Source organism: Curtobacterium sp. MCLR17_059 (assembly GCF_003234665.1).
Lineage (GTDB): Bacteria > Actinomycetota > Actinomycetes > Actinomycetales > Microbacteriaceae > Curtobacterium > Curtobacterium flaccumfaciens.
This window is the reverse complement of record NZ_QKSU01000008.1, coordinates 63,552-78,536: the sequence shown is the minus strand read 5'-3', so window position 1 is coordinate 78,536 and position 14,985 is coordinate 63,552. Positions and strand designations below refer to the sequence as shown.

The 14,985-nt window shown below is 73.2% G+C and carries 14 protein-coding genes; 8 read left to right on the top strand and 6 right to left on the bottom strand.

From position 1 onward, the window contains the following. Positions 1–47: 47 nt before the first annotated feature. Positions 48–608 (bottom strand): histidine phosphatase family protein, encoded by a 561-nt coding sequence (locus tag DEJ12_RS12145; RefSeq protein ID WP_111030184.1) that lies wholly within the window; start codon positions 606–608, stop codon positions 48–50. 103 nt (positions 609–711) lie between these two features. Here DEJ12_RS12145 and DEJ12_RS12140 point away from each other — a divergent pair, with 103 nt between their 5' ends. From DEJ12_RS12140 to DEJ12_RS12130, 3 genes are read left to right on the top strand one after another with little or no spacing between them, the layout of a single operon-like run. Beyond that, a complete protein-coding gene (locus DEJ12_RS12140) occupies positions 712–1,938 on the top strand; it encodes an LLM class flavin-dependent oxidoreductase (RefSeq protein WP_111030183.1) in 1,227 nt (408 codons plus the stop codon). Beyond that, entirely contained in the window at positions 1,935–3,320 is a 1,386-nt protein-coding gene (locus tag DEJ12_RS12135) for an NtaA/DmoA family FMN-dependent monooxygenase (protein WP_111030182.1), read from the top strand. Before DEJ12_RS12140 ends, DEJ12_RS12135 begins: the two co-directional genes overlap by 4 nt. Then, entirely contained in the window at positions 3,317–4,459 is a 1,143-nt protein-coding gene (locus tag DEJ12_RS12130; protein ID WP_111030181.1) for an LLM class flavin-dependent oxidoreductase, read from the top strand. The genes DEJ12_RS12135 and DEJ12_RS12130 overlap by 4 nt, the downstream gene beginning before the upstream one ends. Before the next feature lie 211 nt (positions 4,460–4,670). On the opposite strand, the gene DEJ12_RS12125 is transcribed toward DEJ12_RS12130, so the two are convergent. Genes DEJ12_RS12125 through DEJ12_RS12115 form a run of 3 tightly spaced genes read right to left on the bottom strand, consistent with a single transcriptional unit; the run spans position 4,671 to position 7,616 of the window. Further along, positions 4,671–5,687 carry a transporter substrate-binding domain-containing protein gene (locus DEJ12_RS12125; RefSeq protein WP_111030180.1) on the bottom strand — a complete coding sequence of 339 codons (1,017 nt, stop codon included), beginning with the start codon at positions 5,685–5,687 and terminating at the stop codon, positions 4,671–4,673. Positions 5,688–5,727: 40 nt separating this feature from the next. Further along, positions 5,728–6,501 carry an amino acid ABC transporter ATP-binding protein gene (locus tag DEJ12_RS12120; RefSeq protein ID WP_111030179.1) on the bottom strand — a complete coding sequence of 258 codons (774 nt, stop codon included), beginning with the start codon at positions 6,499–6,501 and terminating at the stop codon, positions 5,728–5,730. Further along, a complete protein-coding gene (locus tag DEJ12_RS12115; protein ID WP_111030178.1) occupies positions 6,501–7,616 on the bottom strand; it encodes an amino acid ABC transporter permease in 1,116 nt (371 codons plus the stop codon). Before DEJ12_RS12115 ends, DEJ12_RS12120 begins: the two co-directional genes overlap by 1 nt. Positions 7,617–7,770: 154 nt before the next feature. Here DEJ12_RS12115 and DEJ12_RS12110 point away from each other — a divergent pair, with 154 nt between their 5' ends. The 4 genes from DEJ12_RS12110 (at position 7,771) to DEJ12_RS12095 (ending at position 12,109) form a co-directional block, all read left to right on the top strand. After that, on the top strand, positions 7,771–8,022 hold the full coding sequence (locus DEJ12_RS12110; protein WP_111030177.1) for a DUF4287 domain-containing protein: 252 nt from the start codon (positions 7,771–7,773) through the stop codon (positions 8,020–8,022). Between the two features lie 88 nt (positions 8,023–8,110). Next, positions 8,111–9,100, top strand: a complete 990-nt coding sequence (locus DEJ12_RS12105) for a zinc-ribbon domain-containing protein (RefSeq protein WP_111030176.1) — start codon at positions 8,111–8,113, stop codon at positions 9,098–9,100. 82 nt (positions 9,101–9,182) lie between these two features. Then, positions 9,183–10,562 carry an alpha/beta fold hydrolase gene (locus DEJ12_RS12100; RefSeq protein WP_111030175.1) on the top strand — a complete coding sequence of 460 codons (1,380 nt, stop codon included), beginning with the start codon at positions 9,183–9,185 and terminating at the stop codon, positions 10,560–10,562. After that, on the top strand, positions 10,559–12,109 hold the full coding sequence (locus DEJ12_RS12095) for a GMC family oxidoreductase (protein WP_111030174.1): 1,551 nt from the start codon (positions 10,559–10,561) through the stop codon (positions 12,107–12,109). The genes DEJ12_RS12100 and DEJ12_RS12095 overlap by 4 nt, the downstream gene beginning before the upstream one ends. A gap of 28 nt (positions 12,110–12,137) precedes the next feature. On the opposite strand, the gene DEJ12_RS12090 is transcribed toward DEJ12_RS12095, so the two are convergent. Both DEJ12_RS12090 and DEJ12_RS12085 read right to left on the bottom strand, forming a co-directional pair. Next, positions 12,138–12,704: a GIY-YIG nuclease family protein gene (locus DEJ12_RS12090; protein ID WP_111030173.1), complete on the bottom strand. Its 567-nt coding sequence runs from the start codon at positions 12,702–12,704 to the stop codon at positions 12,138–12,140. Positions 12,705–13,224: 520 nt separating this feature from the next. Further along, on the bottom strand, positions 13,225–14,070 hold the full coding sequence (locus DEJ12_RS12085; RefSeq protein ID WP_111030172.1) for a siderophore-interacting protein: 846 nt from the start codon (positions 14,068–14,070) through the stop codon (positions 13,225–13,227). Between the two features lie 84 nt (positions 14,071–14,154). Between DEJ12_RS12085 and DEJ12_RS12080 the strand changes: the two genes are divergently transcribed. Beyond that, positions 14,155–14,847 carry a heme oxygenase (biliverdin-producing) gene (locus DEJ12_RS12080; protein ID WP_071406136.1) on the top strand — a complete coding sequence of 231 codons (693 nt, stop codon included), beginning with the start codon at positions 14,155–14,157 and terminating at the stop codon, positions 14,845–14,847. Positions 14,848–14,985: the final 138 nt, after the last annotated feature.

Sequence of the window (14,985 nt, the reverse complement as noted above, 5' to 3'; positions counted from 1 at the left end):
GCAGGCGGCGGACGGAGGCCCGTGGCGGCCCCGCCCCGCGCCTCCCGTCAGGTCGCTGGGACGCGTCTCCAGCCGCTGGTCGCCCGCCAGGCGGGCGCGTCGAAGTGGAAGACGCTGCCCATGCCGGGCTGGTCGAGGGCGCGCGTGATCGGGACGCCGCGCAGGTGGGCCAGGAGCAGCGCGCCGACCGCGCCGTGCGACACGATCGTGACGTCGCCGGTGGCGCAGTGCCGGCGGACGGCTGCGACGATGCGCTCCTGGGCGTCGATCGCCCGCTCCCAGCCGCGGACCGACTGCTCGGGTAAGGCGAAGAACGAGTCGACGACGGCCTCGAACTCGGACGGCGGCAGGTAGCCGGTCGCGCTCCGGTCGATCTCGCCCAGCAGGGGGTCGCGCTCGACCGGCAGTCCGACGGCGCTGGCGAGCAGGTCGGCGGTCTCGACGGCCTTGCGCTCGGTGCTCGAGACGATCCGCCGGGAGCCCGGCGTCCACGCGAGCCGGTGTGCGGCGGCGGCCCGGACGCGACCCTCGGGCGACAGCCCCCACGACTCGATCGGGACCGCGGGGTCGACCACCACTTCCGCGTGGGTCAGGAACGACGAGACCATCCGGCGATCCTCGCACGGTGCGAGGTACGTCACACGGCGACACCGTCGGTCACGTTCCGCAACACCGCTTCGCCGCCCGGCCGAACCGTCCTAGCGTCGCCCCATGACCGTGCCCGACCGCATCACCCTCGTCACCGCGCTGCAGGGCGCCGGCTGGCACCCGGCCGCCTGGCGCGCCGCCGGCCCGGCAGCGCAGCGCCTCACGAGCCTCCGGCACTGGCGCGACGTCGTCGTCGAGCAGGACCGGCTCGGCGTCGACGCCGTCACCCTCGAGGACTCCTTCACCGCCGGCCCCACCGACCCCGACGGCGACCTCGACACGTCGACCGTCGTCGGCCGCCTCGACGCCCTCCTCGTCGCGAACGCGGTCGCCCCCGCGACCCGCGCGATCGGTCTGGTGCCGACCGTCTCGGTGACGCACACCGAACCGTTCCACGTCGCCACGGGCCTCCAGACCCTCGACCACGTCTCGCTGGGGCGGGCCGGATGGCGGATCCAGGTGAGCCCGACGACCCGCGAGGCCGCCCTGTTCGGCCGCCGCCCCGGCGGCGACGACGCTGCCACGCTGTTCGACGAGGCCCGCGAGGCCGCCGAGGTCGTCTCCCGCCTCTGGGACAGCTGGGACGACGACGCGATCATCCGTGACGTCGCGACCGGCCGCTTCATCGACCGCGACCGCATCCACGACGCGGCGTTCTCCGGCTCGTTCGTGTCGGTGCACGGCGCGTCGATCGTGCCGCGGTCGCCGCAGGGGCGCCCGCCGGTCTTCTCGCTCGCGCACCGCGCTGACGCGGCGGCGTTCGCGGTGGACGCCGCGGACGTCGTGCTGGTCACGCCCGGCTTCGACGGCCTGGAGGATCGGGGTGCGCTGGCACTCGTCCGTGACGCCGAGCAGGCGGCCGGGTCCGACCTCCGCCGTCCGGTCCTCGCGGACCTCGCGGTGCTCATCGGGTCGTCGCCGGCAGCCGCCGCCGACGAGCTCGCCGCACTCGACGCGGCCGCCGGCGGCCAGTACGCCGTCGGCTCCGGGTCGGACACGTCCGTCCTCGCGACGACGGTGCCGGACCTGGTGGCACGGATCGCGGATCTGCGGGCGCTCGGGTACGCCGGCGTCCGGCTCCGTCCGCTGCGCATCCCGATCGACTCGACCGCGATCGCCCGGCAGCTCGTCCCGGCGCTCGTCACCGCGGGGCTCCGCGCCGACGTGGCGTCCCGTCCCACCGCCGACCTGCGCACGCGGCTCGGCATCGCGCCGGCGGTCAGCCGGTACGCGCGTCCTGCCGTCACCGGTGCCGGTGTCGGTTCCGTCTCCTCGGGGGTCTCAGCATGAGCGCCAAGCGTCAGGTCCACCTCGCCGCCCACTTCCCGGGCGTCAACAACACCACCGTCTGGAGCGACGACCGAGCCGAGAGCCAGATCGCGTTCTCGTCGTTCGAGCACTTCGCCCGGAACGCCGAGCGGGGGTGCTTCGACTTCCTGTTCCTCGCCGAGGGGCTGCGGCTGCGCGAGCAGAAGGGACGCATCCACGACCTCGACGTCGTCGGGCGCCCGAACACGCTCGCGATCCTGGCCGCGCTGGCCGGCGTCACCGATCACATCGGGCTCGTCGGCACGCTGCAGACGACCTTCAACGAGCCCGTCGAGCTCGCGAAGCAGCTCGCCACGCTCGACCACCTGACCGACGGCCGCGCCGGCTGGAACGTCGTGACGAGCTCGGACGCGTTCCACGGTGCGAACTTCCGCCGCGGCGGGTTCCTCGACCACGCCGACCGGTACACGCGAGCCGCGGAGTTCGTGGAGCTGTCGCGCGAGCTCTGGGACTCGTGGGAGTCGGACGCGATCGTGGCGAACGGGCCGGGCGCCGCCGGGCCGCTGGCGGCCGGCGTGTTCGCCGACCGCTCCCGCATCCACGACGTCGACCACCACGGCCCGCAGTTCGACGTGACCGGCACGTTCCCGGTGCCGCGCAGCCCCCAGCGCCACCCCGTGGTCGTGCAGGCCGGCGACTCCGACGAGGGCCGCGACCTCGCCGCCGGTCACGCCGAGGTGGTCTTCTCGCTGCACACCGAGTTCGACGACGCGCAGTCGTTCTACCGCGACGTCACCGAGCGACTCGAACGGGTCGGCCGGTCGAAGGACGAGCTGCTGATCCTGCCCGGCGCGACCTTCGTGCTCGGCGACACGGCGGACGAGGCCGAGGAACGTTCCCGGGCGATCCGCCGCGCCCAGGTCAGCCCGGCGACGGCGATCGCGTTCCTCGAACAGGTGTGGAACCGTGACCTGTCGTCGTACGACGTCGACGGGCCGTTGCCCTCGATCGAGCCCGACCTGGAGGGCGCCGACATCACCCGCGGCCGCGTCCGCCACACCCGCGACGTGCCCGCGCTGGTGCAGTCGTGGCGTGACCTCGCCGCGGCCGAACACCTGTCGATCCGTGACCTGGTCATCCGCGCCTCCACCCGTGGCGGCTTCGTCGGCACGCCCGCACACATCGCCGCCGAGATCGACCGGTACGTGCAGGAGCGCGCCACCGACGGGTTCGTCGTCGTGCCGCACACCAACCCGTACGGGCTCGACGAGTTCGTCGACCGGGTCGTCCCGCTGCTGCAGGAGCGCGGCGTCTACCGGCAGTCGTACGACGAGGGCGCCACGCTCCGGCAGACGCTCGACCTGCCCGGACGGGTCCTCGACCGGCAGCGGGTCCTCGCATGAGCCGCGTCCCGCTCTCCGTCCTCGACCTCGTCCCGGTGAGCACCGGGACGACGCCGGCCCAGGCCCTGGCGAACACGGTCGACCTGGCCGTCGCCGCGGAACGTGCTGGGTACGCCCGCTACTGGCTCGCCGAGCACCACCTGAACCCAGGCGTCGCGGGCAGTGCCCCGACGATCGTCATCGGTGCGGTCGCCGCAGCCACCTCGACCATCCGGGTCGGCAGCGCCGCGACCCTGGTCGGCAACACCCGGGGGCTGCAGATCGCCGAGACCTTCGGCACGCTCGCCGCGCTGTACGGTCCGCGGATCGACCTCGGGCTCGGCCGCTCCGGAGCACCAGCACCGGGCGCCCCGAAGCCGCCGTCGCTCGCCCCGCGGACCGACCAGGTCGTCGACGGCCTGCTCGTCCCCGCGCCGTTCGAGTTCCGCATCGCGCCGGGCAGCCGGTTCGCCCTGCAGGGGGAGCTGCTCGGGCGGGTGCCGGGCGACGTCGAACGGTTCGCGGGCGAACTCGACCTGATCCGCGGCCTGTTCGCGGGCACGTGGTCGCGGGACGGTGCGGTGGTCGAGGCCCCACCGGCCGCGAGCGCCGCCGTCGAGCTGTGGATCCACGGCTCCACCGGCGGCGAGAGTGCCCGGATCGCCGGCGCGCTCGGCCTGCCGTACGGCGCGAACTACCACTCGTCCCCGGGCACGGTCCTGGCGTCGGTGCAGGCCTACCGCGACGCGTTCCGCCCGGGCGTGCTCGACGCGCCGCACGTCATCGTGTCGGCCGACGTGCTCGTGGCGCCGACCGCGGCCGAGGCGGACGAGCTCGGGCTCGGGTACGCCCAGTGGGTGCACTCGATCCGCTCCGGCGTCGGGGCGATCGAGTACCCCACCCCGGACCAGGCTCGGCAGCTGCGGCTCCCCGCTGAGGCCGAGGCGTCGGTGGCGGACCGGCTCGCGACCCGGTTCGTCGGCGAACCGGCACACGTCGCGGAACGGCTCGAGACGCTCCGACGGGTCACGGGAGCGGACGAGTTGCTCGTCACGACGATCGCGCACGACCACGACGCCCGGGTGCGCTCCTACGAGCTGCTCGCTGCGGAGTGGGCGGCGCCTGTCGTCGAGGGGGAGTCCGCTCTGGCTGCGCGATAGCTCGCTGCGTGCGCATGTTCCGACGTCCCACCTGTCGTTCGACGGGTGGGACGTCGTTCGTTGCCCACGCATCGGGTGCGTGTGCATGTTCCGACGATCCACGAGTCGTTCCCCTCGTCGATCGTCGATTGTCGAGCGGGGAGTGCCCCCCGACCCCCGCACGCACGACACCCCCGCGACCCCAACGGCCACGGGGGTGTCACGGCACACCTCAGCTGTTGTCGAGCGGCAGACCCTCGGGGTTCACCTCGGACGTCTTCACGGCCTCGTTCGACAGGTTGTAGGCCGCGAGCCACTTCGCGTAGGTGCCGTCCTCGATCAGCTCGTTGATCGCCGCCGCGACGGGCTTCGCGATCCCGCTGCCCTGCTTCGTCGTCGCGGCGATGAGCCCCTGCAACGAGGAGCCGGCGCCGGAGTACGTGCCCGCGGTCTTCGTCGCCTTCGCGGTGCCCTTGCTCTGCGTGTTCTGGTAGGCGATCGTCGGGTTCGGGCCGAAGTATGCGTCGATCTTGCCCGAGTCGAGCGCGAGCTTGATCGCGTTGCCGTCCGGGTAGTACTTGATCGTGAAGTCCTCGCCCTTCGCCCGGAGTTCCTTCTGCCACTCGAGCAGGATGTTCTCCTGGTTCGTGCCGGAGCTGACGGACAGCGTCTTCCCGGCGAGCACGGACGGGTCGCCGTCGAAGCGCAGCGAGCTCGACGCCAGCACCTGGAACGCCAGGTTGTCCTGCCGGTACGAGGCGAAGTCGTACTTCTCCTTGCGCTCCTCGGTGACCGTGACGTTCGAGAAGCCGGCGTCGTACTTGCCGCTGTCGATGCCGACGAACAGGTTGTCCCACGTGGCGTTCTGCACGTCCGCGCGCAGCCCGAGCTTCGCCGCGACGAGCCGTCCGAGGTCGGGCTCCGAACCGGTGATCGTCTTCTGGTCGTCACCGGTGAAGGCGAGCGGCGGGAACCCGGCGGGCAGGGCCCCCACACCGATCGTGAGCTTGCCGGACTTCCGGACCGCGGCGGGGAGCGCGTCGTGCAGCTTCGTGTCCTCGGTGACCTTGACGGTCGTCTTGTTCGCCGCACCGTTCGAGGCGGCGCCGATGGTGACGGAGCCGTCGGGTGCGCCGCTCGTGTCGGCGGAAGCGCCCGCGGAGCACCCGGCGAGGGCGACGACGACGCCGGCTGCGAGGACGAGGAAGCCGGCGCGGTTGCGCCAGCGGGCGGGGGTGATCGTGGACATGGTTCTCCTTGGGGTGCGTGCGGGGATCGGGGGTCGGGGGTCAGCGGACGCGGGACAGGAAGTCGCGCGTGCGGGTGTGCTGCGGGTGGTCGAGCACCTGGGCCGGCGGCCCCTGCTCGACGACCCGCCCGTGGTCGAGGAACACGACGTGGTCGGCGACCTCGCGGGCGAAGGCGATCTCGTGCGTGACGATGACGAGCGTCGTGCCGGACTCGGCGAGGGACCGGATGACGCCAAGCACCTCGCCGACGAGCTCCGGGTCGAGCGCCGAGGTCGGCTCGTCGAGCAGGACCACCGACGGCTCGAGCGCCAGGGCCCGGGCGATCGCGACGCGCTGCTGCTGCCCGCCGGACAGCTGCCGGGGGCGGGCGGAGCCGCGGTCGCCGAGTCCGACCCGATCGAGCAGGGTCTGAGCCCGCGCTCGGGCCGTGGCGACGGGGACCCCGGCGGCGATCGGCCCCTCGGCGACGTTCTCGAGCGCGGTGAGGTGCGGGAACAGGTTGAAGTGCTGGAACACGAACCCGATCCGGGCACGCTGCCGCAGGATGTGCCGCTCGGGCAGCTCCTTCCAGCGCGGGACCCCGTCGCGGCCGGTGCGCAGGCGGACGCCGATGGGCTCGTCGCCGACGGTGACGACCCCGCGGTCAAGCGGTTCGAGGTGGTTGATCGCCCGGAGCAGCGTGGACTTGCCGGAACCGGAGGGGCCGAGGACGACGGTCACGCTGCCGGACGGCAGCGACAGGTCGATGCCGTCGATGACGACGCTGTCCCCGAACGCCTTGACGGCTCCGTGGATCGCGATGGCGGCGCTCATCAGATGCTCCTGTCGTCGACGGTGGAAGCGGACCCGGACGCGACCGCGCGCTCGGCGGCGGCTGCCTGTGTGCGGCGACCCGCGCCTCCAGGCCGTCCCGGACCACGTCCGGTCCCGCCGCCCCGCAGCGCGCTCCGCACCCGCTGCCACGGTGTCGGCGGCAGCGCACGGACCGACCCGCGGGCCGTCCACCGCTCGACGTAGTACTGCACGATCGAGACCGCGCTGGTGAGCACGAGGTACCAGATGGTGGCGACGACGAGCAGCGGGATGATGTCGCCCGGGTACGTGCTCGACAGGTTCTGCACCACGCCGAACAGGTCGAGCAGCGACACGTAGAACAGCAGCGACGAGGCCTTCAGCAGCCCGACGACCTGGTTCACGAACGCCGGGACGATCGACCGCAGCGCCTGCGGCATGATCACCCGCACGAACTGCCGGCGACGGGGGAGCCCGAGCGCCTGCGCCGCCTCGTGCTGCCCGTGGTCGACGGCGAGCACCCCGGCACGGACGATCTCGGACGCGTAGGCGATCTCACTGAGGCTCAGCCCGATGACCCCGATCGCCAGGTCCCCGAGCAGGTTCGCGGTCGGCACCTCGAGCTGCGGCCCGAAGGGGATCCCGATGCCGATGGTCGGGTACAGCGACCCGAGGTTGTACAGGAAGACGAGCACCAGGATGAGCGGCACCGACCGGAACAGCCACACGTACCCCCACGCCAGCCCGGACAGCACCGGGTTGTGCGACAGCCGGGCGATGGCCACCAGGATCCCGCCGGCGAAGCTGATCACGGCGCTCAGCGCGGTGGCGGTGAGCGTCAGCTGCAGGCCGGTCAGGACCGCCGGACTGAACAGCCACTTGCCGACGGCGGGCCACCCCCACTGCTCGTTCGTGAACAGCGTCTCGCCGAAGTTCAGCAGCACGACGAGCACGAGGGCCGCGGCGATCCACCGCAGCGGGTGCCGCAACGGCACGACGGAACGGTCGAGTGCGGCGTGTCCGGCCGCGTCGATGGTCGCGGTCTCCGGCCTGGAGGCGCGGCTCGCCCCGGTCGTCCGGCCCGCGTCGTCGACGCTGGTCGCCTCCCACTGCGGGGCCCTGGTGGTGTCGGTCATGTCGCGACCGTAGGAGGGCCGGCCGACGCCGACAACGGGTCGCGCAACACCCCGCCACGCGACGCAACACCGGGCCATCCGGCGCAACCCGGCGTCACGAAACGGTGTCCTGCGTGACGTTCCGTGACGGCAGACGGAGCGCTACCGTTGCGCCATGACAGCGCATCGTGTGACCGCCCCGGTGCCCCCGGCGGACGGCACCAAGGTGAAGGGTCCGGCGTCCTACTTCCCGAGCATCGAGGCGACGTACGGGCGCCCGGTGCAGGAGTGGCTCGACCTGGTCGCCGACCGGCTCGACGGCCACCAGCACATGGAGGTCGTCGGGTGGCTCAAGGCCGAGCACGGCCTCGGGCACGGGCACGCGAACGCCCTGGTCGCCTACGTGAAGCAGGCGCTGGCCTCCTGAGCGGTCGCGGCGCTCGCCTGTGGTGCGGCGGGTGTCGGTCGCAGTGCGTGGTGCGGCGGGTGTCGGTGGTCGTTCCTAGCGTGGGGGCGTGGCCGAACCCGTCGATGCGTGGTGGCGCCGCCGACAGTGGTCGCGCGGCGAAGCGGTGCCGTACGCCGTCGGACAGTTCCGCGCCGACTGGGCGCCGTACCCTGTGCTCATCCGGCAGTACCACCCCGACTGGAACCACGACGTCGTCCTGACCCAGGTCCCCCCGGCGGCCGAGGTCCTGCTCACCTGGGAGTGCGACGTCGGGCACGTCTTCGTCGCGACCCCGTCCGAACAGCGGTCCCGCCCGGGCCGTGAGCGCCGCCGCTCCGTCTGGTGCCCCGAGTGCGCGGTGCAGGCCCAGCCGCAGCGGTGGCCGGTGCTGCCGTCGGACTGGCCGCAGGCCGTGCCGGTGCCGCAGCGGGTCGTCCGGAGTGCCGGACGACAGACGCTGCCCGCGGCTCCGGTGCGCGGGGTCCCGGCCGGAGCCGTCGCGTCGAGCCGTTCCCGGTCCCGTCGGCCCGTCGCCGGGTCCGCCGGGTCGGCCGGAGGGGCGCCACGGCGGACTGCCCAGTCCGTTCCCCGCACGATCTGCCCGAAGACCCCGCGGCTGCCGTCGGGTGAGTCGTTCACGAGCGTCTGCGCCCCGGCGACCGCCTCGGCGGTCGAGGCCGAACTCCGCGGCATGCTGTCCGAGCGGTTCGCGTTCACGTACGACCACTCCGCCATCCGACTCGACCGCCCGTTCTTCGACCACGTCGAGGCCTGGCCGGACATCATCCTGCCCGAGCTCCGCGTCGCCATCGAGTACGACTCCACCGGTCGGCACGGCCTCGAGCACGTCGGCCCGCGGCAGGAGACCGACCGGAAGAAGGACCGCGCCGTCCGCGCCGTGGGGTGGGAGGTCGTCCGCATCCGCACCGGGCGGCTCCCCGCGCTCGGCCCGTACGACCTCCAGGTCTCGGGGATCTCCGGCCGGACCGTCGACCGGCTGGCGGACACCCTGCGCGAGCTCCGGGGCGCGCTGTTCGTCGACGCGTACGCCCGGTGACACCGTCGATCGGGGTACACGCGCGACCCGGCGGGGTACGGCCCGGCTGGGAGCGGTCGCGAGCGACGGGTAGGTATACAGGGTGACCACCGTCTTCTGTCTCCACGCCCTCGGCGCGAGTTCCGAGGAGTTCGCGCTGCTGCGCGCCGAACTCCTCGGCGACCTCGACCTGATCGGCATCGACCTGCCCGGCTTCGGCCGCAGCCCGGCGTCGTCCGGCACCACCGTCGAGGAGATGGCCGTCCTGGTGGAGCGCGCGATCGGGGCGAGCGGCTCGACGGAGTGGATGCTCCTCGGGCACTCGATGGGCGGCAAGGTCGCCACGGTGGTGGCCGACCGCACGATCTCCGGCGCGAACGGCCTGTTCGGGCTGCGGGCCGTGGTGCTCCTCGCCGCGTCCCCGCTCGCTCCGGAGCCGATGGACGACGACCGGCGCTGGACGATGCTCTCGTGGGCTGCCGGTGGCCCGATCGGCACCGATGACGCCGAGGAGTTCGTCGCCGCCAACACCGCCGCACCCCTGGCGCCCGCTCGGCACAGCGCGGCGGTGCAGGACGTCGAGCGGACCGACCCCGCCGCCTGGACGGACTGGCTGTCCCGCGGCAGCCGCGAGGACTGGTCGGACGCCGCACCGAACCCCGTGCCCGCCCTGGTGCTCGCCGGCGCCGAGGACGGCGACCTCGATGCCGACGCCCAGCGCCGCCTGACCCTGCCGCACTGGCCGAACAGCGAGCTCCACGTCGTCGACGGCGCCGCACACCTGCTGCCCTGGGAACAGCCCGAGGCCGTGGCCGAGCGCATCCGCGACTTCTGGCAGCGCCGGGTCACGGGGTCGCCGGTCGTCCCCGTGGAGCACGCCCGCGTGATCGCCTCGCCGCGGGTCAGCGCCCGGACCCGCGGCCTGCTCGCCGAGCGTGCGCTGCCCGACGACCCGTCGGCCGCACCCCACGCGCTGACGCCGACGCAGTTGGACACCCTGCGCGCCGTCGCACGGATCGTCGTCCCGCAGCCCGACACCGACCAGGTCGACCTGGCGCTGCGGGTCGACGCGCAGCTGGCCGCGGGGCTCGGCGACGGCTGGCGGCCGGACGGCCTGCCGGTGGACGCCGAGGCCTACCGTGCCGCGCTCGACGTGCTCGCTGCACCTGCCCGCGACGGCGTGCTCGACCAGGCCCTCGAGTCCGTGGCTGTCGGGCGGTACCGCGCCGACGGCGACCTCGACGCCGAGCAGCTGCGCGCGTGGTTCGAGGACGCCAGCGTCGACCTCGTGAAGCACTGGCTCGCACACCCCGCCACCATGGCCGCCATCGACTTCGACGGCTACGCGAACGGCGGCGACGGCGTCCGCAAGCAGGGCTTCCAGCTGCTCGCGGCGGGCGAGCGCGAGGCCTGGGAACCCGAGGCCCCCGCCGGCACCGCCACGACGATCGACACCGCACCGACGACCGGAGCTGCACGATGAGACTCGACGGACAACGCACGTACGGCACGGACGACGTCGTCGACGTGGTCGTGGTCGGCACCGGGGCCGGGGGAGCACCGCTCCTCGCATCGCTGGCCCGCCGTGGCCTGACGGTCGTCGCGCTCGAAGCTGGCCGCAACACCGAGCCGGGCGACCACGTGCCGGACGAGGTCGCCGCCCCCGGTGACATCAACTGGATGGACGAGCGGCTGAGCGGCGGCGGAGCCCCCACGGCCTTCGGCCCCAACAACAGCGGCACGGGCGTCGGCGGGTCGACGCTGCACTGGGGCGCGTTCACCCCGCGGCCGAGCGAGCACGACCTGCGGCTGCGGACCGAGAGCGGCGCGGGGCAGGACTGGCCGATCAGCCACGCCGAGCTCACCGGCTGGATCGAGCAGGTCGAGCACGACGTCGGCGTCGCCGGCCCCGAGCACTACCCGTGGGACCCCTCCCGCCGCTACCGGATGCGCCCGCCGGCCCGGAACGCCTCATCGGACATGATGATGCGCGGCACCGCGGCCGCCGGGATCACCGCGACCGACGCCCCGGTCGGCCTGACCACCGAGGACCGGCACCAGGAGCACCACGGGCTGCGCCAGGCCTGCGTGTCCTGCGGCTCGTGCCACCAGGGCTGCCGCAACGGCTCGAAGGTCTCGATGGACACGACCTACCTGCCGGCCGCCGTGGCGTTCGGTGCGGAGATCCGTCCGGAGTCCTTCGTGCACGGCATCGAGCTCGACGCGGCGGGACGGGTCGAGGCGGTCCTGTACACCGCCGACGGCCGCGAGCACCGCCAGCGCTGCCGGACCCTCGTCCTCGCCGCGGGTGGTGTCGAGACGCCACGACTGCTGCTGCACACCGGTGTCGCGAACGGCAGCGGGCAGGTCGGCCGGAACTTCACGGCGCACGGAGCCACCCAGGTGTGGGCGCGGTTCGACGAGTCGATGCGCTCGTACCGTGGGTACCCGTCGTCGATCATCACCGAGGACTTCGTCCGACCGGCGGACGCCGACTTCGCGGGCGGCTACCTCATCCAGAGCCTGGGCGTGCAGCCGCAGACCTTCGCGACCTCGCTGGTCCGGGGCGGCGGACTCCGCGGTGCCGAGCTCGTCCGGGCGCTGCAGGACTACCCGTTCTCGGCCGGCGTCGGCATCAACGCCGAGTGCCTGCCGTACGACGACAACCGCCTCGAGCTGACCGACGAACTCGACGAGCACGGTGTCCCACGTGCCCGGGTCTCGTTCACCCCGGGCTCCAACGAGGAGGCGATCCGCCGCCACGCGGTCCGCACGATGACGACCATCGTCGAGGCTGCCGGTGGCCAGGACGTCCGGGTGCTCGAACGCACGGCGCACACCATCGGCACCGCGCGGATGGGCACGGACCGCGAGACCTCCGTCGTCGACCAGGACGGCCGCTCGTGGGACGTCCCGAACCTGTGGATCGCCGACAACTCGGTGTTCCCGAGCGCGGTCATCGCGAACCCGGCGCTGACGATCATGGCGCTCTCGCTCCGTACCGCCGACCGCATGCTGCAGGCCGCCTGAGCAGGAGCCCCGACCGTCCGGCCGGGGCTCAGCCTCGGAGCGCGAGCGCCTCGCTCGTCCACCGGGCGTGCAGGTCCCACGGGTCGTCGACGCCGGCGGCGACGGTGTCCACGTGGGCCAGGAGCTCCGGCGTCACCCGGAACCACTCGGTACCCGGGTACCGGCTGGCGGCGAATGCGGCATGCCGTCGGCGTTCGAGGGTCCGGTCACCGCGCTCGAACGCCAGCAGATCCTGGTGCGGGATCGCCGCGAGCCGCTGCCGGGGGTTCATCGTCGTGCCGATCTTGATGCGGTCGCCGAAGTCGTCGCGCATCCGCAGGTAGTAGACGACGTCGACCCGAGGGGGAGCGAGGTCGCCGTCCGGCACGTCACCCCACCGCCACTCGCACCGGGCACACACCATCCCCGAGGGGTACCGCACCCCGATCCGCGAACCGCACGCCGGGCACGGGCCGGGCAGGGCGTCCTCGACGCCGGGGTGTTCGGCCGCGAGGTCGGCGACGAACGCGACGTGCGCGCCGCACAGGGGGACGCCCGCGAGATCGTCCGCGAGTACGCCCGCGCAACCCGGCACGCAGCACGACGAGGTGACCATGCGCCGAACGCTAGCCCGACCCGCCGACGTGCCCCGGGCCTCCCGGCCGCTCCGCGCGCTGTGCGGACCGGCCGTACCGGGCGTCTCTGGTCGAACCGGGCGTACCTGGTCGAATCGGGCGTACCTGGTCCGTTCTTCTGACCAGGTATGCCCGTTTCCACCAGCCATCGCGCCCGTTCTGGGAAGGAACGGGCGTACCTGCGGGAAACGGGCGCCCCGCACGTCCGCCGATCCGGGCGTACCGACCGAGAACGGGCGTGCCGACCAAGATCGGGCGTACCTGGTCCGTTCTTCCGACCAGGTACGCCCGTTCCCACCAGCCATCGCGCCCGTTCTGGGAAGGAACGGGCGTACCTGCGGGAAACGGGCGCCTCGCACCTCCGCCGAACCGGGCGTACCGACCGAGAACGGCCGTACCTGGTCGAATCGGGCGTACCTGGTCCGTTCGTCCGACCCGGTATGCCCGTTCCCATCAGCCATCCCGCCCGTCATGGGAAGGAACAGACACGCAGGCCCGCCGTCAGTCGGTGAAGATCACCCCGACGGGCTCGCGCTTCTCCTCCTGGAACTCGTCCTCACCACGACCGAGCGCCCAGTACGCCGACAACGACATCTCGCGCTTCTCCAGCCCCCAGTCGTCCTGCAGCAGCCGACGGATCGCCTTCATCGCGGTCCGCTCGCCGTGCGCGAAGACCTGGACGGGCCGGGAGGCACGCGGCAGCCCGCGGGCCGTCTCCAGCAGGAGCGTGCCCGGCTGGGCGCCGGTGGCGTCCCGGTGCAGCCACCGCAGGTCGACCCCGGCCGGGTGCCGGATGTCCTGCTCGTCGGCGGGCCCGGCCACCTCGACCAGGGCGACCCCGGTGGCGGAGTCGGGCATCGACTCGAGTGCTGCGCCGATCGCGGGCAGGGCGCTGTCGTCACCGAGCAGCACGTGCGTGACCGCCGGGTCGGTGGTCGGCGCGTAGCCGCCACCGGGCCCGGACAGGGCGAGCCGGTCACCCGGCTGCGCGGACGCTGCCCAGGGACCGGCGAGGCCCTCGTCGCCGTGCACGACGAAGTCGATCGCGATGGTCCGCGTGGTGTGGTCGACCGCCCGCACCGTGTAGGTGCGGCGGGCGGGGCGGTCGTGCTTCGGCAGGGTCTCGCGCAGGGCCTCGAGGTCGTACGGCGGCACCAGTCCGAGCGACGGCTTCGCGAGCAGGAGCTTGACGTACTTGTCGGTCGCACCGAGCCGGTCGGGGTCGGCCTGGGCGACGAAGTCCTCGAAGGCCGAGCCGCCCAGGTGCACGCGCACCATGTGGGGCGAGAGCCGTTCGGTGCGGTCGACGACGAAGACGTGCTGGGGGCGTTTGGGTTTCGAGCTCATCGTGGGGGAGCTTCCTCTCGCGGGTTCGGCGCCACCTGGGTGCTCCCTGCTTGACGCGCGCATCACTAAGGTTAGCCTTACCTCATGGACTCGACCGTCATCCCGTTCTCCGAGCTGCTGCGCCGACGCACGCGGCGCTCGCACGGTGCCTCGGCCACGAGCGGCTTCATGCAGGACCTGCTCGGCGGCGACTGCGACGTCGCCGACTACGCGGACCTGCTCGGACAGTACGCCTTCGTGTACGACGCGCTCGAGCGGGCGGCGGAACGCATGGCCGACCACCCCGTGGCGGCGCCGTTCGTCACCGCGCAGCTCACCCGGATGCCGGCGATCCGTGCCGACCTCGAGTACCTGATCGGCCCGGACTGGTCCGAGCTGGTGTGCCCGCTGCCCGCGACGACCGCGTACGTACGGCGCCTCAACGAGGTCGCGGCGGAGTGGCCCGGCGGCTTCGTGGCACACCACTACACGCGGTACCTCGGTGACGTGTCCGGCGGGCACGTGATCGGGCAGGTGCTGGCCGAGCGGTTCGGGTTCGACACGAACGGTGTCCTCTTCTACATCTTCGACCAGGTCGCCGACCCGAGCGACTTCGAGCACACCTACCGCGCCCAGCTCGACGCCGCGCCCTGGACGGCCGACGAGCAGGAGCGGGTGATCGCCGAGGTCGAGCTCGCCTACGACCTGAACCGTGGGCTGCTCGCCGGCCTCGATGCCCGCCGTGCTCCGTTCCGTCAGGAGCCGGGGGACACGACGGTCGCCGCCGTCACGGCCTGACCGCACAGCGGGTGTCGTCGAGGCGGGCCAGCGCGGACCCTGCCCCGCGTCCGTCCGGACCCCGCCCGCGTCCGTCCGGACCCGGCCCCGCGTCCGTCCGGACGGTCGACGTCATGCGCCCCCGGGTGCCGATACGCT